We start from the raw sequence: 21,410 nt of genomic DNA, 5'->3' as shown, positions 1-21,410 counted from the left end.
GTGCTCACGCCTTGGCCCCGTGCCTGCGCAGCATCTCCTCCTGGTGGTCCAGCACCCGGTTGCCCGCCTGCGGCGAAGGACTCCAGTGCCCGTTGGGTTCCAGCTCCCAGCAGCGGGTGGCCGGGTCCATGCAGGAGTCGAACATCACGTCCAGATCGTGGGTCAGCTTGGGATCGGCCACCCGGACCATCACCTCGATCCGGCGGTCCAGGTTGCGGTGCATCATGTCCGCGCTGCCGAACCAGTGCTCGTTGCCGCCGCGGAAGTGCACCACCCTGGAGTGCTCCAGGAAGCGGCCCAGGATCGAGCGCACGGTGATGTTCTCGCTCAGTCCTGGGACGCCTGGTTTGAGGGAGCAGATGCCGCGCACCACCACCTCGATCGGCACCCCGGCCTGGGAGGCGCGGTAGAAGGCGTCGATGACCTGTTCGTCCACCAGCGAGTTGACCTTCAGCCGGATCCCGGTCCGCTTGCCCTGCCGGGCCAGCGCGATCTCGGCCTCGACCCGCTCGATGATGCCGCGGCGCACGCCGTAGGGCGCGACCAGCAGGCTGCGATAGGTGTGCTGGCGGGAGTAGCCGGTGAGCACGTTGAACAGGTCGGTGAGGTCCTGGCCGATAGCGGGTTCGGCGGTGAGCAGGCCGATGTCCTCGTACAGCCGGGCGGTCTTGGGGTTGTAGTTGCCGGTGCCGATGTGGCAGTAGCGCCGGATGGTGGAGCCCTCCTGGCGCACCACCAGCGCGGTCTTGCAGTGCGTCTTGAGGCCCACCAGGCCGTAGACCACGTGCACGCCCGCGCGTTCCAGCTGCCGGGCCCACTTGATGTTGGCCTGCTCGTCGAAGCGGGCCTTCAGCTCCACCAGCGCCACGACCTGTTTGCCTGCCTCGGCCGCGTCGATGAGCGCGTCCACGATCGGCGAGTCACCGGAGGTGCGGTAGAGGGTCTGTTTGATGGCCAGCACGTGCGGGTCGGCCGCGGCCTGTTCGATGAAACGCTGCACGCTGGTGGAGAAGGAGTCATACGGGTGGTGCACCAGCACATCGCCCTCGCGCAGGGTGGCGAACACGCTCTTGGGCGTCTCCCCCTCGCTGAAGGCATGGTGCGTGGCTGGCACGAACGGCTTGTCCTTGAGTTCCGGGCGGGCCAGGCCGTAGAGCTGCCACAGGCAGGACAGGTCGAGCAGGCCGGGCACCTCGACCACGTCGTGCGGGTCCACCTCCAGCTCGCGCAGCAGGAGTTCGAGCATGTGCTCGCTCATCGTGTCGGCGACTTCCAGGCGCACCGGCGGGCCGAACCGGCGGCGGGCCAGTTCCCGTTCCAGGGCCTGCAGGAGGTCCTCGTCCCGGTCCTCCTCGACCTCGAGGTCGGCGTTGCGGGTCACCCGGAACACGTGGTGCTCCAGCACGTCCATGCCCGCGAACAGATCGGTGAGGTGGGCCGAGATGAGTTCTTCCAGCGGCAGATAGGTCGCGGTGTCGGCGTCCCGGTCGAGTTCGACCCTGACCAGCCTCGGCACGTTGTCCGGCACCTTGACCCTGGCGAAGCGTTCCTGGCCGCCCTCGGGATCCCGCACGGTGACGGCGAGGTTGAGGGAGAGCCCGGAGATGTAGGGGAAGGGGTGCGCCGGGTCGACCGCGAGCGGGGTCAGCACCGGGAAGATGTGGTCGCTGAAGTAGTTGGTCAGCCGCAGCCGGTCCGGGTCGTCCAGGTCGTCCCAGGCCACGATGCGCACCTGGTACTTCTCCAGTTCGGGCTGGATCTGGTCCAGGAAGGTGCGCGAGTGCAGCTCGACCAGGTCCTGCGCGCGGGTGGAGATGCGGGCGAGTTGTTCCCGAGGGGACAGGCCGTCGGCGCTGCGCACGGACAGCCCGGTCTCCTCGCGGCGCTTCAGCCCGGCCACCCGGACCATGTAGAACTCGTCCAGGTTCGAGGCGAAGATGGCCAGGAACTTGGCCCGCTCCAGCAACGGTTCGGAGACGTCCTCGGCCAGTGCGAGCACTCTGGCGTTGAAGTCCAGCCAGGAGAGTTCCCGGTTGAAGTACCGGTCGTCGGGCAGGTCCTTGATGGTGGGCGGTTCGGTCACCGCGGGCGGCGCGGCCGGGGAAGCCTTGGGCGGCGCGGACTCCACCGGCGGCGGGGGCTCGACGGGGTTGCCCTGGTGCGCGGTGGGCACGGTGACGCCGTTGCTCGCCGGTGCGGCCGTCGCGGTGGCGCTGGCGGTGCGGCGCTGGGCGGCGGCGGTGCGGCGGGCGGTCGCGGGTTTGGCGACGGGTGTGGCCGGGCTACGCCGGGCGGTGGCCGGTTTGGCCGCGGCGGGCGGCTCCGGTGCGGCGGCGGGTTTGCGGTCCGTGGGCAGGGCCACCGCCGCGGGCTGACTGGGCGTGCGGCGGGTCCGGCTGCGCGGGGCAGGCGTGGCCGCGGGCTCGGGCGGGGCTTCGGCGGGTTTGCGGGTACGCCGGGCCGCGGGTTTCACGGTCCCGGTCTCGGCGGAGTCGGGTGGCGCGGCGGGGGTGGTCTTGCGCCCGCGCTGGGCAGAGGTGGCGGCCTTCGCGGTGGTGTTCCGAGTGGACGACCGGGCGCGACCCGGCTTCGTCGTCGGTTCGGTCGGCTTTTCCTCGCTGCGGTCCGTGCTCACCCGGCCATTGTTGCTGACGGGGACGGTTATCGCGCCCTGCGCGTGGTGGGAACCCTCGGCGTGGCGTGAACTTCGGATTACGCGGGCGGAACCGGTGGGCGTACCGCTGTGACCTGGCCCTCCGTCCGGTCCAGGGTCACCCGCTGGCCGGGACGGGGCGCCAGCCAGCCCCCGGCGGCCACCGCGGCGGCGGGCGCGTCCACCAGCAGGCCGTCATCACGCAGCGCGGTGAGCGATCCATCGGCGTGCACGGTGTGCACGGTCGCCTGTTCCGGCGCGGTCTCTGCCATGTCCGGGGAGACTACTGACAACGGCGAATGACCTACGACTAACGGCTGTTGCCGCAGGCCGGGGCCGCTGCGAGGGTGCCAGGGAGAGCCGTTGAGGAAGAGGGGTTTCCCACGATGAAGACGCTGGTGGTGCTGACCGCCGCGCTGGCCACCGCGCTGACCGGGGGCGGGTTCGCCGTCGCCGGTCCGGCGCCACAGGCCGCGCCGCCCTCCGCCGCGCAGTCCGCCGCCGCCGAACTGCCCGAACTGCAGGCCGCTTCCGCCAACGTCGAGGTGGTCGACCGGCTGCCCGACACCAAGGGCGCGATCTCGATCAACTACACCACCTACCGCGCCGGCTGGCGGAAGCGGGAGGTGATGTTCGTCAGTGGTGAGTTCGGCCTCAAGTCCTATGACGTGTCCAATCCGGACAAACCGGTGTTCCTGGATCATCTGGAGAACGCGGCGCTGGCGCTGCCCGGCGACGATGTGACCAAGCGGTTCTGGGAGAACGAGGACATCGACGTCGACCACAAGCGCAAGCTGGTCTTCATGGCCCGCGAGCGCAGCGCGTTCGGGCGCCAGGTCGGCGGTGAGCGGCCGACCGGCGTGTACATCCTCTCCGCGGCCGACCCGGCGGACCTGAAGCTGATCAGCTTCGCCGAGATGGGCACCGGGCACACCACGACCTGTGTCAACGACTGCCAGTACCTGTGGACCGCGGGCTACGACGGCACCCCGACGACCGATCCCGACCTGTACAAGCGGTCCGGGAAGATCTTCGTCACCGACATCCGGGATCCGCGCCACCCCAAGACCTCGGCCACCTACGTGGACCTCAACCGCAACCAGGGCAAGACGCACATGACCCACGACGTCCAGGTGGACGCCACCGGCATCGCCTGGGTCGCTGGCACCGGCGGCACCCGTGGCTACCGCACCTCGGGCTGGCACTTCGACCCGCTGACCAAGAAGTTCCGCGAGGCCACCGCGAACAACCCGATCCCGTACGCGGGCGGCGGCGTGCCTGCCAAGGACATGCCCAGGGCCTTCAGCCACAACTCGATCCGCCCGGTCGGCGACCGGCTCGCCGACGGTCCCAGGCCCTCGGCCAAGCACCCGGCTGGCAGTCTGCTGCTGCACACCGAGGAAGCCTTCGGCTCGCCGACCTGCGCCGACCAGGGCCGGTTCGTGATCTCCTCGCTCAAGGGCTCCGGCAAGGGCGAGTCCTGGCAGGCCACCGAGCAGAAGCCGTTCCACCTGGAGACGGTCAGCGTGTGGAGCCCGCACGACCAGGAGGGCACCATCACCGACGCGGGCTGCTCGGCGCACTACTTCGACATCCACGACCGCGTGGTGGCCTACTCCTTCTACGGCCAGGGCACCCGGTTCATCGACATCAGCGATCCGGCCAAGCCGTTCCAGATCGCCTACTACCGGCCGGAGGCGGCGGTCTCCTTCTCGCCGTACTGGTACAAGGGGCGGGCTTACATCGCCGACATCTCCCGCGGGGTGGAGATCGTCAAGCTGACCAGGGGCGCGGACGAGGCCAGGGAGTCCGGCCAGGAGGTCGTGCTCAAGACCAGCAAGCCGGTCGACGGCGCGGTGCTCACCACCACCAACCGCTCCGGCCGCCTGCCACTGGCCCCGGACCCCGACTACGGCTGGGCCTGCCCGATGGTGCTGCGCCGAGGCGGCCAGGGCTGCACCGAGGGCGCCGCCAGCTGCTGCTGACCACCCCACAACAGCCAACCTGACGTCCCACAACGGCCAACACTCCGTACGACAACGGCCAACACACCGTCCATTCCGGCCAACACGCCGAAGGCACTTCCAGCCCTCCGGCGTGTTGGCCGTTCTGGGACGGTGTGTTGGCCGTTGTGGACGGGGTGTTGGCTGTTGTGGGTCAGGCGGCGGGGGTGAGTAGGCGGGCGGTGTGTTCGCCCAGGCCGATCTCGGCGGCGGCGAGGAGGTCTTCGGCGGTGTCTACGTCGCAGCGGAGTGAGGGCCAGGGGCCGAGTAGCTCGGCCGCGCCGGAGGCGGCGTGCGCGGCGGCCGAGCCGGGGCCGAAGCGTGGGTTCAGCGGGCCCCGGCCGGCCAGCAGCAGGGTGGTGCCGATGCCCTGGCGGTCCGGGCAGAAGGCCCGTTCCGGCGCGGCGGCCAGGGCCGCGTCCAGCTCCTCGGGCCGCAGCGCGGGCAGGTCGGCCTGCAACGCGCCGATCCGGCAGCCCGGGTGGTCCTGGCGCAGCAGCTCCGCGCCGTAGGCCAGGGCCGCGTTCAGGCCGCCCGCCACATCCGGCACCGTCTCCACGCCCAGGCCGGTGAGCACCTCGGCCACATTCGGGTCCGAGGTGATGGCCAGCAGCCTGCGCACACCACGCGCCGCCCTTGCGGCGGTCATGGTGTCGGTCACCAGGGCCAGGGCCAGGCGTTCATGCGCGGTCCGGTCGCCAGCGCCACCGTCAGCGGCGCCGAGCAGCCTGGACTTGGCCCGGAGCAGAACCTTCACCGGGACCACGAGATCGACACGGTTGGACACCCTGACATCCTCCCAACTGGACCTTCACCACCCTCGCGGGGAAGACTCACGGCGGCAACACGCACCGGTGAGACGAAGGAGACAACAGGGTGGCCAAGAAGGAGAAGGGCGGCTTCTGGGTCGGGCTGGCCGCGGCGATCTTCTTCCCGATGACCAGGATCCTGGCCAGGCGGAAGTTCGTCGGACTCGAGCACATCCCGTTCGACCGGCCGGTACTGGTGGTCGCCAACCACATCTCCTACCTGGACCCGGTCTACAGCGCGGTGTTCGTGCGCAGCGCCCGCCGGGTGCCCCGGTTCCTGGCCAAGGCCAGCCTGTGGAAGGTCCCGGTGCTCGGCCAGATCCTCAAGGGCTCCGGCCAGATCCCGGTGCACCGCGGCTCGGTGGACGCCCGCCGCAGCCTGCAGTCCGGGCTGGAGGCACTCGGTGCGGGCAAGGTCGTGGTGATCTACCCCGAGGGCACCATCACCAGGGACCCCGAGGTCTGGCCGATGCACTCGCACGTCGGCGTCGGGCGGCTGGCGGTGGACCACTGCGTCAACGGCGAGGCGATCTGCGTGCCGATGGTGCACTGGAACACCCACCTGGTCTTCGACAAGTACAAGAAGAAGCTGAGCCTGTTCCCGCGCAAGAACGTCACCATCCAGGCCGGGCCGCCGCTGGACCTGTCCCGGTTCCAGGGCCGTGAGGTGGACGCCGAACTGCTGCGCGAGGTCACCGACCATCTGATGGGCGAGGTGCGCACGCTGCTGGCGGAGGTGCGCCAGGAGACCGCGCCGACCGGGTTCTACACCGTGCGCAAGAAGAAGGACGCCGATTCGGGCGAGGCCGCAGGGAAGAACGCGGCCCCGAAGGACGGCGAGCAGTGATGCCGCAGCGGATCGCGGTGCTGGGCGCCGGGTCCTGGGGCACCACCTTCGCCAAGGTGCTCGCCGACGCGGGTCGCGACGTGGTGCTGTGGGCCCGCCGCCCCGAGGTGGCCGCGGCCATCACCGACCGCGGCGAGAATCCCGACTACCTGCCGGGCATCCCGCTGCCGGCCACCCTGCGCTCCACAGTGGACCCGCTGGCGGCACTGGACGGCGCGCAGGCGGTGGTGCTGGCCGTGCCCAGCCAGACCCTGCGGGAGAACCTGGCGGGCTGGCGGCCCGCGCTGCCCGCCGGCGCGACCCTGGTGAGCCTGGCCAAGGGCGTGGAACTGGGCACGCTCAAGCGGATGAGCGAGGTGGTGGCCGAGGTCGCGGGCGTCCCGGCCGGACAGGTCGCGGTGGTCTCCGGACCGAACCTGGCCCGCGAGATCGCCGCCGAGCAGCCCACCGCCAGTGTGGTGGCCTGCCAGGACGCCGAGCGCGCGGTGGCCTTCCAGCGTGCCTGCTTCACCAACTACTTCCGCTCCTACACCAACACCGACGTGGTGGGCTGCGAGCTGGGCGGCGCCTGCAAGAACGTGATCGCGCTGGCCTGCGGCATGGCAGGCGGACTCGGCTACGGCGACAACACGATGGCCGCGCTGATCACCCGTGGCCTGGCCGAAACCGCCCGGCTGGGCGTGGCCCTCGGCGCGGACCCGCTCACCTTCTCCGGCCTGGCCGGACTCGGCGACCTGGTCGCCACCTGCGCCTCGCCGTTGTCCCGCAACCGCTCCTTCGGCGACCGCCTGGGCCGCGGGGAAACCCTGGTGCAGGCCCAGGAGGCCACCAACGGCCAGGTCGCCGAGGGCGTGAAGTCCTGCTCGTCCATCCGCGAACTGGCCGCCCGGCACGGCGTGGACATGCCGATCACCGACGGCGTGTACCGGGTGTGCCACCAGGGACTGGAACCGTTGAAGATGGCGGCCGAGTTGCTCGGGCGGGCGCAGAAGGACGAGCGGCAGTGAACACCGAAGACCTGCTTGGTCAGGGTCGAGCATGAACGAGGAGTGGGGCGACGGCACGCGGTGCGTGCACGCCGGGAGCGGGAAACCCGTGCTGGGGCAGCCGTTGGTGTCCGGGCCGGTGTTCGCCTCGGTCTACCACCTGCAGGACGGCCCGGCCGCGCCCGCCACGCTCGGCAACACCTACGGCCGCGCGGAGAACCCGACCTGGGAAGTCCTCGAAGAGGCCATCGGCGCGCTCGACGGCGGCCGGACCCTGGTCTACCCCTCCGGCATGGCCGCCATCGCCGGACTGCTGCGGGCCACCCTGCGCTCCGGCGACACGGTGATCGTGCCCGCGGACGGCTACTACGCCACCCGGCAGCTCGTGCGCGAGGAACTCGGTCAGTTCGGCGTGCGGATGCGGGAGATCGCCACCCCCGGACCGTGGACCCCCGAGGTGTTCGACGGGGTGCGGCTGGTGCTGGTGGAAACCCCGTCCAACCCGCTGCTGGACGTCTGCGACCTGATCGCGCTCAGCGACGCCGCACACGAGCGGGGCGCGATCGTGGCCGTGGACAACACCACCGCCACCCCGCTCGGCCAGCGCCCGCTGGAGCTGGGCGCGGATGTGGTGGTGGCCAGTGACACCAAGGCGCTGTCCGGGCACAGCGATCTGTTGCTGGGCCACATCTCCACCAACGACCCCGAGCTGTACGCCCGGCTCGCCCAGGGCCGCAAGCTCAGCGGCGCCATCCCAGGCCCGTTCGAGACCTGGCTGGCCCATCGCGGATTGGGCACGCTGGACCTCCGGCTGGCCCGGCAGGCCCAGAACGCCGAAGCCATCGCCACCGCGTTGCGCGCCCATCCGGCCATCACCGACCTGCGCTGGCCGGGCCTGCCGGGCGATCCCGCGCACGAGATCGCCAAGCGGCAGATGACCCGGTTCGGCGGGGTGCTGCGATTCACCCTGCCGGACAAGGAGACCGTGGCCCGGTTCATCGACGCCAGCGAACTGGTCTCGGCCACCACCAGTTTCGGCGGCCTGCACACCACCGCGGACCGGCGGGCCCAGTGGGGCGACGCCGTGCCCGAGGGGTTCGTGCGGCTGTCCGCGGGGTGTGAGGACACCGCCGATCTGGTCACCGACATCGTGCTGGCACTGGAGACCGCGGTCCGCTGACCCGTCCACTGTGGACGATCAGGCCAGCTTGGCCAGCACGGCCTTCGCGGTGTCCACAGTGGACTGCGGGTTTTGTCCGGTGACCAGTTTCCCGTCCACCACAACGGTGTTGCTCCACGGCTCGCCGATCTCGATCACCGCGCCGCGTTCGCGCAGCTCGGTCTCCAGCCACCACGGGGTGTTCTCGCCGAGGGCCTGGCGTTCCTCGGCGTCGGTGAACACGGTCAGCCGCCGCCCGGCGAAGGCGTTGCCCGCGCTGAGCAGTCCGGCCAGGCCGTGGCAGAGCGCGCCGATCACCTTGTCCTGGGCCAGGGCCGCGGTCAGCAGCGCGGCCAGGTGCTTGTCGGTGGCCAGGTCGGTCATCGGGCCGTGGCCGCCGGGCAGGTAGATCGCGTCGTAGCCGTCCAGGGACACCGCGGCCAGATCCAGCGGCTTGGTCAGCGCCGCGCCGAGACCGTCCAGGTAGGCGACCAGGTCGTCCTGGCCCGCCCGGCTGCCCGGGTCCGCGGTCGGGGTGACGCCGCCGGGGGTGGCGATGTCCACCTCGACGCCGGCCGCGCGGAAGGTGCGGTGCGAGGCCGCGGCCTCCTCCACCCAGTAGCCGGTGGGGTGGGCCGAGCCGTCGGCCAGGGTGAGCGAGTCGGCGCCGGTGAGCACCAGCAGGATCTTCTTCGTCATGGCCGCCAAGCTAGGCCCGTCCGGGCCTGCCCCGCACCTCGTCGCCATCAGCAAACTTATGGCTGGCATGGAATAGTTCGCATGACCGCTGATGAGGAGGAGTCGTGCCCGAGCTGGACCTGCTGGCCACCTTCCTGGAGATCCACCGCACCGGCTCGCTCACCGCGGCCGCGGCCCGGCGTGGCCTGTCCCAGCCCGCGGTCAGCGGTCAGCTGGCCCGGCTGGAACGTCAGCTCGGCGTGGAGCTGTTCACCCGCACCAACCAGGGCGTGCGGCCCACCCCGCGGGCGGACACCCTGGCTGCCCAGGTCGCCTCGCACGTGGACAAGCTGCGCAGTGCCTTCGACCCCGAGGACGACCAGTGCCTGGTCCGCGCCGGCCAGCTCCGGCTGGGTGGACCGGCCGAGCTGACCACGCTCCGGGTGCTGCCCGCGCTGACCCCGCTCACCGCCTGCGGCCTGCGGCTGCGGGTGCAGTTCGGACTGGCCGAGGACCTGCTCACCGCGTTGCTGGAGGAGCGCCTCGATCTGGTGGTCTCGGCGATCCGGCCGACCCAGCGCGGGGTGGCCGCCACTCCGTTCCTGGACGAGGAGTTCCTGCTGCTCGGCGCGCCCGCCTTCGCCCGCACCGTGCGGGCCGAGCTGCTGGCCACCGACCCGGTGCGCGCGCTGGCGCACCTGCCGCTGGTCGCCTACGCCGAGGACCTGCCGATCATCCGCCGCTACTGGCGCACCGCCTTCGGGCGCAGGCCGCCGAACGCGCTGGCCGTGGTGGTGCCGGACCTGCGCGCGGTGCTGACCGCGGTGATCGCCGGCATGGGCGTGTCCGTGCTGCCCCGCTACGTGGCCGAGTCCGCGCTGAGCGCCGGGTCGGTGGAGCTGCTGCACGAGCTGGCGGTGCCGCCGCTGAACACCGGGTTCCTGGCCACCAGGGTGGGCGGGCTGGCCGATCCGGTGGTGGCCAGGGCGCACGCGCACTTGCTCGAACGGGCGAAGACCTGGCCCACGCTGTGAGATTCCGCCGGTCGGCTTGACCGGGCTCCGGCCCGGCTGCTTCCATTCTCCCGTGACCAGTCGCGCATCCTCGTGCCAGCGAGGCCCTATCGGCCTCCGGCGAGTTGCCAGCGCGCTCTGTTGTCCTTCCTGCTGAAACACCCCGCCGCAGTGCGTTTCCCGGCGCGGTCCCGGCCTTGCGCCGCGCGCCGACCACCCTCAGCCTGAAGGACCTCAGTCATGTTCGCCGTTCCGCCCAACACCGTCGCCGTTGATGGCACCCGGGCCGCCGCCCATCCCGCCCGCATCGCCATGAATGTGGCCGCGGACCGCTCCCGCTGGGGGCACCTGCTGCGCTATGACCCGGCCGAGCGCTACACCGCGCTGCTGGAGCGCACCGCCGAGCACGAGATCTGGCTGATGAGCTGGCTGCCCGGCCAGCGCACCGAACTGCACGACCACGGCGGCGCGACCGGCGCCTTCGCCGTGGTCTCCGGCGTGCTCGCCGAACGGGTCGCCCGGCTCGGCGAGAACGGCCGCCCGGTCGAACTCGTGCACGCCCTCACCGCCGGTCAGACCAGGGTGTTCGGCCCGCACTACGTGCACCAGGTGATCAACGAAGGCCCGGATCCAGCGGTGAGCATCCACGTCTTCGACGGCGAGCGCCGGGACATGCCGCGCTACCGGATGGACTACGCGATCGGCCCGGTCCGGGACTGAACGTGCGCGGGCGGTTCGGCGTCGGCGGGCAGCAGCGGGCAGGGCTCCGGCTCGCCCCAGGCCCGACGCAGCGGCAGCACCCCGGCCCACACACCGGGTGTGCCGAGGTCGGCCTCCTCGTCGCCGGGCGGACCGGAGCGCACCTTCACCGCCGCCTCGGTCAGATCCAGCGCGAGCACCAGGGTGGCGGCCAGTTCCCGCTTGTCGGGTTGCCGGGCGTGCGTCCAGGAGCCGGGGGCGAGGTGCTCGGTCAGCGTGCGCAGGCCGTGCAGCCTGGCCTCGTCCCCGACCACCGGGACGGCCCGGCCGTGGATCACCGCGCTGCGGTAGTTGACCGAGAAGTGGAACACCGAGCGGGCGTAGACGATGCCGTCCAGCTCGGTCACGGTCACGCACACCTCGGTGCCGCCCGCCGCCCGCAGACTGACCGCGCCGGAGGATCCGTGCAGGTAAAGCGTGTTCCCGTCCCGGCCGTAGCCGGTGGGCAGCACCAGCGGCACGCCGTCGAGCACCACGCCGAGGTGGCACAGCATCGCGCTGTCGAGCAGCGCGTGCAGTTCGGCGCGGTCGGTGCGGGCTCGGTCCTTGCCGCGGCGGATCGTGCTGCGGTCGGTCGGGGACAGCGCGTCAGTGGTCACGGCACCTAGTATTCGAGCCGGAACTGGCATGCCCCCAGTGCCAATACCGGGCGAACCCGAGAGGCCACTCACCGTGCTCGACGCCGCGCTGCCCGCCGAACTGCCCATCGTGCTCGACCGCGGCAACGGAACCCCCCTGGCCGTGCAGCTCGCCGACGCGCTGCGCCGGGCCGCGGCCACCGGCCAGCTCCGGCACGGCGACCGGCTGCCCTCCACCCGCGCGCTGGCCGGGCGGCTCCAAGTCAGCCGCACCGTCACCGCGGCCGCCTACGAGCAGCTGCACGCTGAGGGCTGGATCGGCGGCAGGCGCGGCTCCGGCACCTACGTCACCACCACCCCGCCCGCGGTCACCCCCAGCGCCGGACCGGCCAGGCGTGCCGAATCCGAGGACACCGGCCTGATCGACCTGGTCCCCGGCGCCTCCCTGGCCGGCGGCGTGGACCGGGCTGCCTGGCGCCGGGCCTGGCGGGCCGCGGGCGACGTCCCGGCCATGCCGCGCCCGGAACGCGCAGGCCTGACCGCCTACCGGGAGATCATCGCCGAGCACCTGCTCCGGCACCGCGGCCTGGTGGTCGGCGCGGGCGCCACCCCGGCCGAGGCGGTGCTGGCCACCCTGGGCACCTCGGCCGCGGTCACCGAACTGGCAGGCGCGCTGTTCCAGCCCGGCGACACGGTGGCCATCGAGGAACCCGGCTACCAGCGCGCGGTCGGCGCGCTGCGCGCCGCGGGCATGCGGGTCATCCCGGCCGAGATCGACGCGGACGGCCTGGTGGTGGACGCGCTGCCCAGCGGAGTCCGCGCGGTCTACTGCTCCCCGGCACACCAGTACCCGCTCGGCGGCAGGCTGCCGGCCGCCCGCCGGGTCGAACTGGTCCGGCGGGCCAGGGCAGAGGGCTGGCTGGTCATCGAGGACGACTACGACGGCGAACTGCGCTACGACGTGGCCCCGCTGCCGCTGCTGGCCGCGCTCGCCCCGGACGTGGTGGTGCACCTGGGCACCACCAGCAAGATCCTCTCCGCCAGCCTCGGCGTGGGCTGGATGGTGGCCCCGCCCGAGGTCGCCCGCGCCGTGCTCGACCACCGGCACCGCTGCGGGGTCAGCCCGGCCGCGGCAGGCCAGCAGGTCATGATCCAGCTCGCCCGCAACGGCGACCTCGGCAGGCACCTGCGCAGGCTGCGCCGGGAACTGGCCGAACGGCGCGAACTCGTGGTCTCCGCACTCTCCGTGGCCGGGGCCCCGGTCTTCGGCGACTCCGCGGGCGGGCACGTGGTGGTGCTGCTGGACTCCCTGGACACCGAACGCGAGGTGATCGCCGCCGCCCGCGCCCGCGGCCTGTCCGTGGACGGCCTGGCCCGCCACCACCAGGCCACCCCACGCTGGCACGGCCTCGCCGTCGGCTACACCAACTGCACCCGCACCCAGCTCACCACCGCCCTCCCCACCCTGGTCAGCCTGCTCACCCCCTGACCGCGTGTTGGCCGTTCCGGTACGCCGAGTTGGCCAAACTCGTACGCCAACTTGGGCCAACTGGACGTACGACTTGGGCCAACTCGGCGTACGAGATCGGGGCGGAATGGTCGCCGTGCGTGCGCGGGTAGGGTCGGGGCCCATGACGCAGCGCAAGACCAGGGTGGCGGTCGTCTTCGGCGGTCGCAGCACTGAGCACACCATCTCCTGTGTGTCCGCAGGCAGCATCCTGACCCACCTGGACCGGGACCGGTTCGAGGTCATCCCGGTGGGCATCTCCCGGGAGGGCGCCTGGGTGCTCGGCGCCAGCGACCCCAAGGCGCTGGAGATCCGCGACCGCAAGCTGCCCGAGGTGGACGGCTCCACCGGCGCGCTCGCCCTGCCAGCCGACCCGACCCGGCCGGACCTGGTGCACCTGGGCGCGGACCGCGCAGGCGAGGTGCTCAGCGCGGTCGACGTGGTTTTCCCGGTGCTGCACGGCGCTTACGGCGAGGACGGCACCATCCAGGGCCTGCTGGAGATGGCCGGGCTGCCCTACGTCGGCGCGGGCGTGCTGGCCAGCGCGGCGGGCATGGACAAGGAGTTCGCCAAGAAGCTGCTCGCCGCCGAAGGCCTGCGCAACGGCGACTTCGTGGTGCTGCGCCGCGGCGACAAGACCCTCACCGACGCCCAGCGCGAGCGGCTCGGGCTGCCGGTGTTCGTCAAGCCCGCCCGTGCGGGCTCCTCCATCGGCGTCTCCAAGGTCAGCGACTGGGACCAGCTGGACGCGGCCATCGCACTGGCCCGGCAGACCGATCCCAAGGTGCTGGTGGAGGCCGCGATCCTCGGCCGCGAGATCGAATGCGGCGTGCTGGAGTTCCCGGACGGCCGGGTCGAGGCTTCCCTGCCCTCGGAGATCCGGGTGGTCGGCGACATCGAGTTCTACGACTTCGAGTCCAAGTACCTCGACGCCGAGGAGGTCTGCGAGTTCGACTTCCCGGCCAAGGTCGACGACGAGGTCTCCGAGGAGATCCGCCGCCAGGCGGTGGCCGCCTTCCACGCGCTGGATTGCCAGGGCCTGGCCAGGGTGGACTTCTTCCTCACCGAGGACAACCAGCTGATCGTCAACGAGGTCAACACGATGCCGGGCTTCACCCCGGTCTCGCAGTACCCGCGGATGTGGGCGGTCACCGGCGTGGACTACCCGACCCTGCTGAGCACCCTGATCGAGACCGCGATCGCCCGCGGCACCGGCTTGCGCTGACGGCTTTTCCGGGACTGGCGGCTACTTCGGGGCGGTGCCGGTGTCGACCTTCTGCTGCGGCAACGTGGCGTGGATCGACTCCGACACCCCCTGCAGCGGCCCGGTGCCCGAGAGGGACGGCACGGTGAGCACCACGTAGACCTCCCGGTCCACCGCGACCCAGCTGCTCGCGCCCTGGCCCGGCAGCTCCAGCCACTGCACGCCGGAGATCTCGGCCAGCCTGCTGTCCGGCTTCAGCTCGTCCGGGCGGCCGAGGCCGCAGCGCAGGATGACCGGATCGCGTTTCTCGTTGCCCCACACCATGGTCCCGTCCGGCGCGGGCGCGACGATCTCCCGGCGGCCGATCTGCTCGCCGCTGGAGGTCAGCTCCTTGGGCAGCGCCTGGATCAGCCTGCCGCAGGCGGGCGAGGCGGCCTGCTCGGCCGGGATCGGCGGCAGCGCAACGGGTCCGGTGCGGATCGGCGCGGGCGCGCTCGAGGTCGGCGCGGCCCCGGAGCTGCCGGAGCCGTAGAGCAGACCGAGGGTGCCGACCCCTGCCACCAGCAGCAACGGCAGCGCGATCAGCGCGATCAACAGCGGACGCGGGATGGATCGGTCGTTCGGTGCCACGGAACCAGCCAACCACGACATGCCACCGCGCCCGTCCCCGGGTCGGGCGGGCGCGGTGGCAGGCTGTGTATAGCGCTTACTTGATGTGCACCACAGGACAGGTCAGCGTGCGGGTGATGCCGTCAACCGCCTGCACCTGGGCGACCACGAGCTGGCCGAGGTCGTCAACGGTGTCCGCCTCCGCGCGCACGATCACGTCGTAGGGCCCGGTCACGTCCTCGGAAGTGATCACCCCGGGTATCCCGCCGATGCGCTCGGCCACGGCGGCGGCTTTGCCGACCTCGGTCTGGATGAGGATGTAAGCCTGGACCACGGCGTGCCCCTTCGTCTCGACCGCTGTGCTCGGGGTAGGAATCGTGGGCAGAACTTACCCCAGAGGTGGAAGCAAAGCTCGGAACTGGAGGTCCCTTTGTGCCTGGAGCCGCCGCAGAGTGCGGACACCGTCGCCGATCTGGGTGAGTTCGGGCTTATCCGCCGGGTGACCGATGGCCGTGCGCAACCACCCAGCACGTTGCTCGGTCCGGGCGACGACGCGGCGGTGGTGGCGGCGCCGGACGGACGGGTGGTCGCCTCCACGGATGTGTTGGTCGAGGGCGTGCACTTCCGATTGGACTGGTCCACTCCTGAGCAGGTCGGACGCAAGTCGGTGGCGGTGAACCTGGCCGATGTGGTGGCCATGGGCGCGGTGCCCACCGCGGTGCTGGTCGGCCTGGCCTGCCCGCCCGGCACACCGGTCGCGGTGGCCGAGGGACTGATGGCCGGGATGTGGGAGGAAGCCCGGCTCGCCGGGGCCGGGGTGGTGGGTGGCGACATGGTCACCGCGAAGGAGTTGGTGATCTCCGTCACCGCGCTCGGACACCTGGACGGCCTGGACCCGGTGACCCGTTCCGGCGCCCGCCAGGGCGACCTGCTCGCGTACTGCGGGCGGCTGGGCTGGGCCGCCGCCGGACTGGCCGTGCTGGGCAGGGGATTCCGCTCGCCGGTGGCCGTGGTCGGCGCGCAGCGGGTGCCGGAACCGCCGTACGCGGCCGGTGCGCAGGCCGCGCGGGCCGGGGCCACCTCGATGATCGACATCTCCGACGGCCTGCTCGCCGACCTGGGGCACGTGGCCGAGGCATCCGGGGTCGGCCTGGACGTGCGCAGCAAATCCCTTGAGGTGCACCAGCGGTTGCTGGACGTGGCCTCCGCGCTGGGCGCCGATCCACTGCACTGGATGCTCACCGGCGGCGAGGACCACGCGCTGGCCGCCACCTTCCCCGGCGCCGAGGCGGTGCCCGAGGGCTGGACGGTGATCGGTTCGGTGGTCGGCGGACCCGGGGTGACCGTGGACGGCAGACCGTACGAGGGCGCGGCGGGCTGGGAGCACTGGCGCCGGGACTGACCTGGGGTGATTGGCCATACAGAAATATGTATTTCCATTCACCGGTTCGGGACGTAAATTGCTTCCCGTGGAACTGCGCACCCTCGCCTACGACCATCCCGACGCCACCGCGCTGATCGCCGAGGTGCAGCAGGAGTACGTCCGCCGCTACGGCGATGAGGACATCACCCCGGTCGACCCGGCCGAGTTCGCCCCGCCGAAGGGCCTGTTCCTGGTCGGCTACCTCGACGGCGTGCCGATGGTCTGCGGCGGCTGGCGCGCGCACGACGCGGACGAGCCCGGCTTCGCCGACGGCGACGCCGAGCTGAAGCGGATGTTCGTGGTCCAGGCCGCCCGCGGCCGGGGCCTGGCCAGGGTGCTGCTGGCCGAGCTGGAACGCACCGCGCTGGCCGCCGGGCGGCGCCGGATGGTGCTGGAGACCGGCACCGAGCAACCCGAGGCGATCGCGCTCTACACCTCCAGCGGCTACGCCCCGATCGTCAAGTTCGGGGTGTACGCGGGGTATGACAACAGTCGCTGTTTCGGCAAGCAGATCGCCGTTCCGGCGGCGGCCGAGTGAACGTTAGAGTTCCGTATGGCCGTCTACGCCCTTGGTGACCTGGAACCGGTAATCCACGAGACCGCCTACGTGCATCCCGATGCCGTGGTGATCGGCAACGTGACCCTCGGCGCGCACGTCTCGGTGTGGCCCACCGCCGTGCTGCGCGGTGACTACGGGCGGATCGAGGTGGCGGAGCGGACGAGCGTGCAGGACGGCACGATCATCCACTGCACGCACATCCACCCGACCCTGATCGGCGCCGGATGCGTGGTCGGGCACAACGTGCACATCGAGGGCGCGGTGATCGGCGACGGCTGCCTGATCGGCTCCGGTTCGGTGGTGCTCAACGGCGCGGTGGTCGAGGAAGGCGCGATCGTCGGCGCGGGCGCGGTGGTCTCGCACAACGGCCACGTGCCGGCCCGCAGGCTCGCTGTCGGCGTGCCCGCGAAGATCAAGGAGAACTTCGAGGTGCCTGCGGACGCGGTGCAGCCCGGAGTGGAGCTGTACGTGGCCAACATCAAGGTCTACAAGGACGGTCTGCGCCGGCTGGACTGACAGCCGTACGGGTGACCGCGCCTCCGGTCACCCCCAGAGTGTCGGCCCTCGGCGTAGGCTTGATCGTGGGTGGGCAGTGGCCTGCCCGGACCACAGGTTCGATGTTTCTGGGGGCAGGAACATGTTGTCGAGGTTCTACGCGCGCTGCGGCGCGCCTCTGGGGAGTACCGAGTCCAGACCCGCGCTCGCGCTGCAGCGGTTCACCGCCCGAGGTGAGCAGGTGCTGGCCGAGGTGGTGCTGGCCGATCCGAACACCGCCGCGCCACTGGCGTCACTGCCGATCGGCGCGGTCAGCGAGGCATTGCCGGTGCATCGGGCAGTGCCGGTGACCATGCACGGAGTCCCGGAGGCCGGCGCGCGGATCAGCGTGCGGCTGGCCGACGGCGAGACGTTGCCGGTCTGCACCGCGGTCCGGCCCAAGCGGATCCAGCCCAGGCTGGTCGAGTTCAATCCCGGCTACCCGCCCCGGCCCCCGGCCGACGGCAGGCGCTGGGAGGCCGCCTACGCGGTGCCGGTGATCGGCAGCCACGGCCGCTCGCTGGTGCTGGGCGACCCGGTGACCGGCAGCCCGCTGGTCGCGGCGGTGCTCTGTGATGTGGCGGCCCGGCAGCTGGTCGCGGCCGAGGCGGTGCTGGTCGGCTACGACCCGGCCGAGCACACCGACGTTGTCAGCGCGGTCACCGAGGACGCCGCCGCGCTGTTCCTGCGTGCCTGGCCACGGCCGTTGCCGTTGCGCCATCGGCAACTCCGGCTGCGGCGACGCACGGTGAGCGCCTGACCCACTGGTCCGTGCCTGGCGGTACGCCGCTAGGGTCACGTTCCGTGGTTGGACGTCCGCTACACGAGATCATGGAAGCCGGTTGGGCCAAGGCGCTCGACCCGGTTGCCGACCGGATCGGCTCGATGGGGGAGTTCCTCCGGGAGGAGATCGCCGCTGACCGGCGATACCTACCCGCGGGGGAGAACGTGCTGCGCGCGTTCAAACAACCCTTCGACGAGGTGCGCGTGCTCATCGTCGGGCAGGACCCCTACCCGACCCCCGGCCACGCCATCGGCCTGTCCTTCTCGGTGGCCGCCGACGTGCGCCCACTGCCGAAGAGCCTGATCAACATCTACCGCGAGTACGGCGAGGACCTGGGCTTTCCCCCGCCCCCCAACGGCGACCTGTCCCCATGGACAGAGCGCGGCGTCCTGCTGCTCAACCGTTCCCTGACCGTGGCCCCCGGCCGCCCCGCCTCCCACCGAGGCAAGGGCTGGGAGCAGGTGACCGAACAGGCCATCGTCGCCCTCGCCGGCCGAGGCACTCCTCTGGTGGCCATCCTCTGGGGCCGGGACGCCCGCGAGCTGAAGCCCCTTCTGGACGGCGTGCCGTGCATCGAGTCGGCCCACCCGTCACCGATGTCAGCTGACCGAGGCTTCTTCGGTTCCCGGCCCTTCACCCGCGCCAACGCCCTGCTCGAAGAACAGGGCGCATCCCCCGTGGACTGGAAGCTCTAGCCAGCAGACGCGCGCGTGTTGGCCGTTGTGGACGGCGAGTTGGCTGTTGTGGGCGGTGTGTTGGCCGTTGTTGTACCGCCCACGGGCACTGGCTCTTGATCTTTGCTCTTGATTTTTAAGCCGAAGATCAAAAAGGGATGGCCTCGCCGGCCGGGCAGACCACCGGAGGGGTGGGGCAGATCAACACCCGGGATGAGCGGGTTGCGGGGCGGGGTTTGGGCTGCCGGGGCCGGTTCCAGCGTGGCTCCGAGGGCTCGCGTGTTCTCCGTACGGCCTTCCGCCAGCCAACCACACCCCGATGAGCGGCCCCCGTCACGTTGGGTGGGTTCGGCGGCGGTTTGTGTTGCAGGGGCCGCTCATCGGGGTGTGGTCTGCATGCTCCAGGCCGTACGGAGAACACGCGAGGGCCCTCGTCGTGGGGTTTCACCCCCAACCCCACCCTCTGCCCTGTCCCACAACGGCCAACGTGGCGTACGAGTTGGGCCAACTCGCCGTCCATAACGGCCAACTCGGTGTACGACAACGGCCAACACGCGGTTGGGTGGAGACAGCGAGAGGCCCGGATCACTGGTGTGATCCGGGCCTCTCGCCGAAGCTGCGGCCGAACTCAGCCGCGGGCGACCTTGCCCGCCTTGAGGCAGGAGGTGCACACGTTCAGGCGCTTGCGCTGCGACAGGCCGATCTTCGCGCGCACGGTCTGAATGTTCGGGTTCCACCGGCGGTTGGTCCTCCGGTGGGAGTGCGAGACCGACTTGCCGAAGCCCGGCCCCTTGCTACAGACGTCGCAAACGGCAGCCACGTCAGACACTCCTTACACGTTGTTCTACAGAGTCCGCGATGCCAGCTGGCAAAAACGGGCGCACGTATCCGGGTGCGGATGCGTGCATGAGCCCAGGCCGAGCCGGGCAACCCCGACAGCGTATCTGGTGCACGCACGCCCAACCAAACCGGCCCTACCGACTAGTCTCGCTGGCAACATCTAGAGGGAGGCGGCCGCAGGTGTTGCAGGTGCTCGACGCGGTCGCGGTGCGCGGATGGGCCGCGGCCTGTGTGCAGGCGCTGACCGCCGACCGCGAGGCGATCGACCGCATCAACGTCTTCCCGGTGCCCGACGGGGACACCGGCAGCAATCTGCTGCACACCATGCGGGCCGCGCTGGAGGCCCTGGACCAGGTCATCGCCGTGGACGGCGGGTCGGCGCTGGCCGCGCTGGCCAAGGGCGCGCTGGCCGGGGCGCGCGGCAACTCCGGGGTGATCCTGTCCCAGGTGTTGCGTGGGCTGGCCGAGGCGTTGCGCCTGGACGGCACGCTGACCGGGCCCGCGCTCAAGGACGGGCTGCACCTGGCCGACCGGCTGGCCACCGCCGCGGTCAGCGAACCGGCCCCTGGCACCGTGCTCAGCGTCATGCACGCCGCCGCCGAGGCCGCCGCCGAGGCCGGCGAGAGCCTGGACCAGGTGGCCTTCGCCGCCAGCACCGCCGCCGCCGAGGCACTGGCCCGCACCCCCAGCCAGCTGCCCGCACTGGCCCGCGCCGGCGTGGTCGACGCCGGTGGCCGCGGTCTGCTGGTGCTGCTGGAAACCCTCACCGCCGTGGTCACCGGCCTGCCACTGCCTTCCTCGGCCCGGTTCGACGCGCTGGTCCGGCGCGGCAAGGCCGAGTTGCAGGCCACCCGTGAGGCGGGTTCGGCCGAGTACGACTACGAGGTCATGTACCTGCTGGATGGCACCGACGACACCCGCTGCGGCGCCCTGCGTGCCCGGCTGGCCGAACTGGGTGACTGCGTCTCGGTGGTCTCCGACGGCGCCGGACTGTGGACCGTGCACGTGCACTGCCAGGACGTCGGTGCGGCCGTCGAGGCTGGGGTGGAGGCGGGCCGGCCGCACCGGATCACCGTGATCCGCTTCGCCGACCAGCTGCCCACCGAACCCACCGGCCTGCTGCGGGACCGCGCCGTGGTGGTGCTCGCCGACGGGGACGGGCTGGCCGAGCTGTTCCGCGGCGAGGGCGCGGTGGTCTGCCAGTGGACCGGGCAGCGGCCGGCCGCGGCCGAACTGCTGGCCACCCTCACCGGCGCGGGCGCCAAGCACATCGTGGTGCTGCCCAACGACCCCGAGCTGACCATGATCGCCGAGGACGCCGCCGAGCACGCCATGCGCTCCGGCTACGACGTGGTCGTGGTGCCCACCGCCTCCCCGGTGCAGGGCCTGGCCGCGCTGGCCGTGCACGATCCGCAGCGGCGGCACGGCGACGATGTGGTGGCCATGGCCGAGGCCGCCGCGGCCACCCGGCGCGGCGAACTGGCCGTGGCCCAGGCCGAGGCGATCACCTGGGCAGGCCGCTGCCGGCCAGGCGACCTGCTCGGCATGATCGACCGCGAGGTCGTCCTGATCAGCGCCGATCCGGCCCCTGCCGTGTGCGAGTTGCTGGACCGGATGCTCTCCGCGGGCGGCGAACTGGTCACCCTGCTGCTCGGCGCGGCCGCGCCGCCGGAGCTGGTCGGCGAGGTCGAGGAACACCTGCGCCGCGCCCATCCCGAGGTCGACCTGGCCGCGTACTCGGGTGGTCCGCGCGGCGCGATGGTGTTGCTGGGCGTCGAATAGTCAGTGCCA

The 21,410-nt window shown here is 71.6% G+C and carries 22 protein-coding genes; 14 read left to right on the top strand and 8 right to left on the bottom strand.

Annotation, left to right across the window (positions count from 1 at the left end; genetic code table 11):
* Nucleotides 1–4: 4 nt before the first annotated feature.
* Together ACTOWY_RS15125 and ACTOWY_RS15120 are read right to left on the bottom strand one after the other, a co-directional pair.
* Nucleotides 5–2,128 (bottom strand): RNA degradosome polyphosphate kinase, encoded by a 2,124-nt coding sequence (locus ACTOWY_RS15125; RefSeq protein WP_441310471.1) that lies wholly within the window; start codon nt 2,126–2,128, stop codon nt 5–7.
* Between the two features lie 584 nt (nt 2,129–2,712).
* The gene (locus ACTOWY_RS15120; protein WP_247760635.1) at nt 2,713–2,925 is read right to left on the bottom strand and encodes a hypothetical protein; all 213 of its coding nucleotides are present in this window, start codon (nt 2,923–2,925) and stop codon (nt 2,713–2,715) included.
* A gap of 114 nt (nt 2,926–3,039) precedes the next feature.
* Between ACTOWY_RS15120 and ACTOWY_RS15115 the strand changes: the two genes are divergently transcribed.
* The gene (locus tag ACTOWY_RS15115) at nt 3,040–4,638 is read left to right on the top strand and encodes a hypothetical protein (protein ID WP_441310254.1); all 1,599 of its coding nucleotides are present in this window, start codon (nt 3,040–3,042) and stop codon (nt 4,636–4,638) included.
* Between the two features lie 172 nt (nt 4,639–4,810).
* Here the strand turns inward: ACTOWY_RS15115 and cofC are convergent, their stop codons facing one another.
* Nucleotides 4,811–5,443 carry a 2-phospho-L-lactate guanylyltransferase gene (gene cofC, locus ACTOWY_RS15110; protein WP_441310253.1) on the bottom strand — a complete coding sequence of 211 codons (633 nt, stop codon included), beginning with the start codon at nt 5,441–5,443 and terminating at the stop codon, nt 4,811–4,813.
* Between the two features lie 89 nt (nt 5,444–5,532).
* On the opposite strand from cofC, the gene ACTOWY_RS15105 reads away from it, so the two are divergent.
* The 3 genes from ACTOWY_RS15105 to ACTOWY_RS15095 are packed head-to-tail and all read left to right on the top strand — an operon-like array spanning nt 5,533 to nt 8,478.
* Nucleotides 5,533–6,312, top strand: a complete 780-nt coding sequence (locus ACTOWY_RS15105; RefSeq protein WP_441310252.1) for a lysophospholipid acyltransferase family protein — start codon at nt 5,533–5,535, stop codon at nt 6,310–6,312.
* Nucleotides 6,312–7,319 (top strand): NAD(P)H-dependent glycerol-3-phosphate dehydrogenase, encoded by a 1,008-nt coding sequence (locus ACTOWY_RS15100; RefSeq protein ID WP_441310251.1) that lies wholly within the window; start codon nt 6,312–6,314, stop codon nt 7,317–7,319. Before ACTOWY_RS15105 ends, ACTOWY_RS15100 begins: the two co-directional genes overlap by 1 nt.
* Before the next feature lie 31 nt (nt 7,320–7,350).
* Nucleotides 7,351–8,478, top strand: coding sequence for a cystathionine gamma-lyase (locus ACTOWY_RS15095; protein WP_441310250.1), 1,128 nt, complete (start codon nt 7,351–7,353; stop codon nt 8,476–8,478).
* Nucleotides 8,479–8,496: 18 nt separating this feature from the next.
* Here the strand turns inward: ACTOWY_RS15095 and ACTOWY_RS15090 are convergent, their stop codons facing one another.
* Nucleotides 8,497–9,156: a type 1 glutamine amidotransferase domain-containing protein gene (locus ACTOWY_RS15090; RefSeq protein WP_441310249.1), complete on the bottom strand. Its 660-nt coding sequence runs from the start codon at nt 9,154–9,156 to the stop codon at nt 8,497–8,499.
* 104 nt (nt 9,157–9,260) lie between these two features.
* Between ACTOWY_RS15090 and ACTOWY_RS15085 the strand changes: the two genes are divergently transcribed.
* Entirely contained in the window at nt 9,261–10,169 is a 909-nt protein-coding gene (locus ACTOWY_RS15085; protein WP_441310248.1) for a LysR family transcriptional regulator, read from the top strand.
* A gap of 219 nt (nt 10,170–10,388) precedes the next feature.
* On the top strand, nt 10,389–10,868 hold the full coding sequence (locus tag ACTOWY_RS15080) for a cysteine dioxygenase (protein WP_247760628.1): 480 nt from the start codon (nt 10,389–10,391) through the stop codon (nt 10,866–10,868).
* Here the strand turns inward: ACTOWY_RS15080 and ACTOWY_RS15075 are convergent.
* Nucleotides 10,841–11,536 carry a pyridoxamine 5'-phosphate oxidase family protein gene (locus ACTOWY_RS15075; RefSeq protein ID WP_441310247.1) on the bottom strand — a complete coding sequence of 232 codons (696 nt, stop codon included), beginning with the start codon at nt 11,534–11,536 and terminating at the stop codon, nt 10,841–10,843. The two genes, ACTOWY_RS15080 and ACTOWY_RS15075, sit on opposite strands and share 28 nt — an antisense overlap.
* Here ACTOWY_RS15075 and ACTOWY_RS15070 point away from each other — a divergent pair.
* Nucleotides 11,535–12,974, top strand: coding sequence for an aminotransferase-like domain-containing protein (locus tag ACTOWY_RS15070; protein ID WP_441310246.1), 1,440 nt, complete (start codon nt 11,535–11,537; stop codon nt 12,972–12,974). The genes ACTOWY_RS15075 and ACTOWY_RS15070 overlap by 2 nt on opposite strands.
* A 142-nt stretch (nt 12,975–13,116) precedes the next feature.
* Nucleotides 13,117–14,217: a D-alanine--D-alanine ligase family protein gene (locus ACTOWY_RS15065; protein ID WP_247760625.1), complete on the top strand. Its 1,101-nt coding sequence runs from the start codon at nt 13,117–13,119 to the stop codon at nt 14,215–14,217.
* A 21-nt stretch (nt 14,218–14,238) separates the two neighbouring features.
* On the opposite strand, the gene ACTOWY_RS15060 is transcribed toward ACTOWY_RS15065, so the two are convergent.
* Both ACTOWY_RS15060 and ACTOWY_RS15055 read right to left on the bottom strand, forming a co-directional pair.
* The gene (locus ACTOWY_RS15060) at nt 14,239–14,826 is read right to left on the bottom strand and encodes a DUF3515 domain-containing protein (RefSeq protein ID WP_441310245.1); all 588 of its coding nucleotides are present in this window, start codon (nt 14,824–14,826) and stop codon (nt 14,239–14,241) included.
* A gap of 76 nt (nt 14,827–14,902) precedes the next feature.
* A complete protein-coding gene (locus ACTOWY_RS15055; RefSeq protein ID WP_185009185.1) occupies nt 14,903–15,139 on the bottom strand; it encodes an Lrp/AsnC family transcriptional regulator in 237 nt (78 codons plus the stop codon).
* A 96-nt stretch (nt 15,140–15,235) separates the two neighbouring features.
* Between ACTOWY_RS15055 and ACTOWY_RS15050 the strand changes: the two genes are divergently transcribed.
* The 5 genes from ACTOWY_RS15050 (at nt 15,236) to ACTOWY_RS15030 (ending at nt 18,800) form a co-directional block, all read left to right on the top strand.
* Complete coding sequence (locus ACTOWY_RS15050) at nt 15,236–16,207, top strand: thiamine-phosphate kinase (RefSeq protein ID WP_441310244.1); 972 nt, start codon at nt 15,236–15,238, stop codon at nt 16,205–16,207.
* Nucleotides 16,208–16,274: 67 nt separating this feature from the next.
* Nucleotides 16,275–16,766: a GNAT family N-acetyltransferase gene (locus ACTOWY_RS15045; protein WP_441310243.1), complete on the top strand. Its 492-nt coding sequence runs from the start codon at nt 16,275–16,277 to the stop codon at nt 16,764–16,766.
* Between the two features lie 15 nt (nt 16,767–16,781).
* Nucleotides 16,782–17,303 (top strand): gamma carbonic anhydrase family protein, encoded by a 522-nt coding sequence (locus ACTOWY_RS15040; RefSeq protein ID WP_441310242.1) that lies wholly within the window; start codon nt 16,782–16,784, stop codon nt 17,301–17,303.
* A 121-nt stretch (nt 17,304–17,424) separates the two neighbouring features.
* Nucleotides 17,425–18,081 carry a hypothetical protein gene (locus tag ACTOWY_RS15035; protein ID WP_441310241.1) on the top strand — a complete coding sequence of 219 codons (657 nt, stop codon included), beginning with the start codon at nt 17,425–17,427 and terminating at the stop codon, nt 18,079–18,081.
* 44 nt (nt 18,082–18,125) lie between these two features.
* Nucleotides 18,126–18,800, top strand: coding sequence for a uracil-DNA glycosylase (locus tag ACTOWY_RS15030; protein WP_441310240.1), 675 nt, complete (start codon nt 18,126–18,128; stop codon nt 18,798–18,800).
* Between the two features lie 607 nt (nt 18,801–19,407).
* Here ACTOWY_RS15030 and rpmB read toward each other — a convergent pair.
* Nucleotides 19,408–19,599 carry a 50S ribosomal protein L28 gene (gene rpmB, locus ACTOWY_RS15025; protein ID WP_185009173.1) on the bottom strand — a complete coding sequence of 64 codons (192 nt, stop codon included), beginning with the start codon at nt 19,597–19,599 and terminating at the stop codon, nt 19,408–19,410.
* 203 nt (nt 19,600–19,802) lie between these two features.
* Between rpmB and ACTOWY_RS15020 the strand changes: the two genes are divergently transcribed.
* Nucleotides 19,803–21,401: a DAK2 domain-containing protein gene (locus tag ACTOWY_RS15020; protein WP_441310470.1), complete on the top strand. Its 1,599-nt coding sequence runs from the start codon at nt 19,803–19,805 to the stop codon at nt 21,399–21,401.
* The last annotated feature ends 9 nt before the right edge of the window (nt 21,402–21,410 follow it).

The organism is Crossiella sp. CA198, from assembly GCF_052078295.1.
Lineage (GTDB): Bacteria > Actinomycetota > Actinomycetes > Mycobacteriales > Pseudonocardiaceae > Crossiella.
Note: the sequence above shows the minus strand (reverse complement) of the source record. Positions and strands in the feature narration are given on the sequence as shown.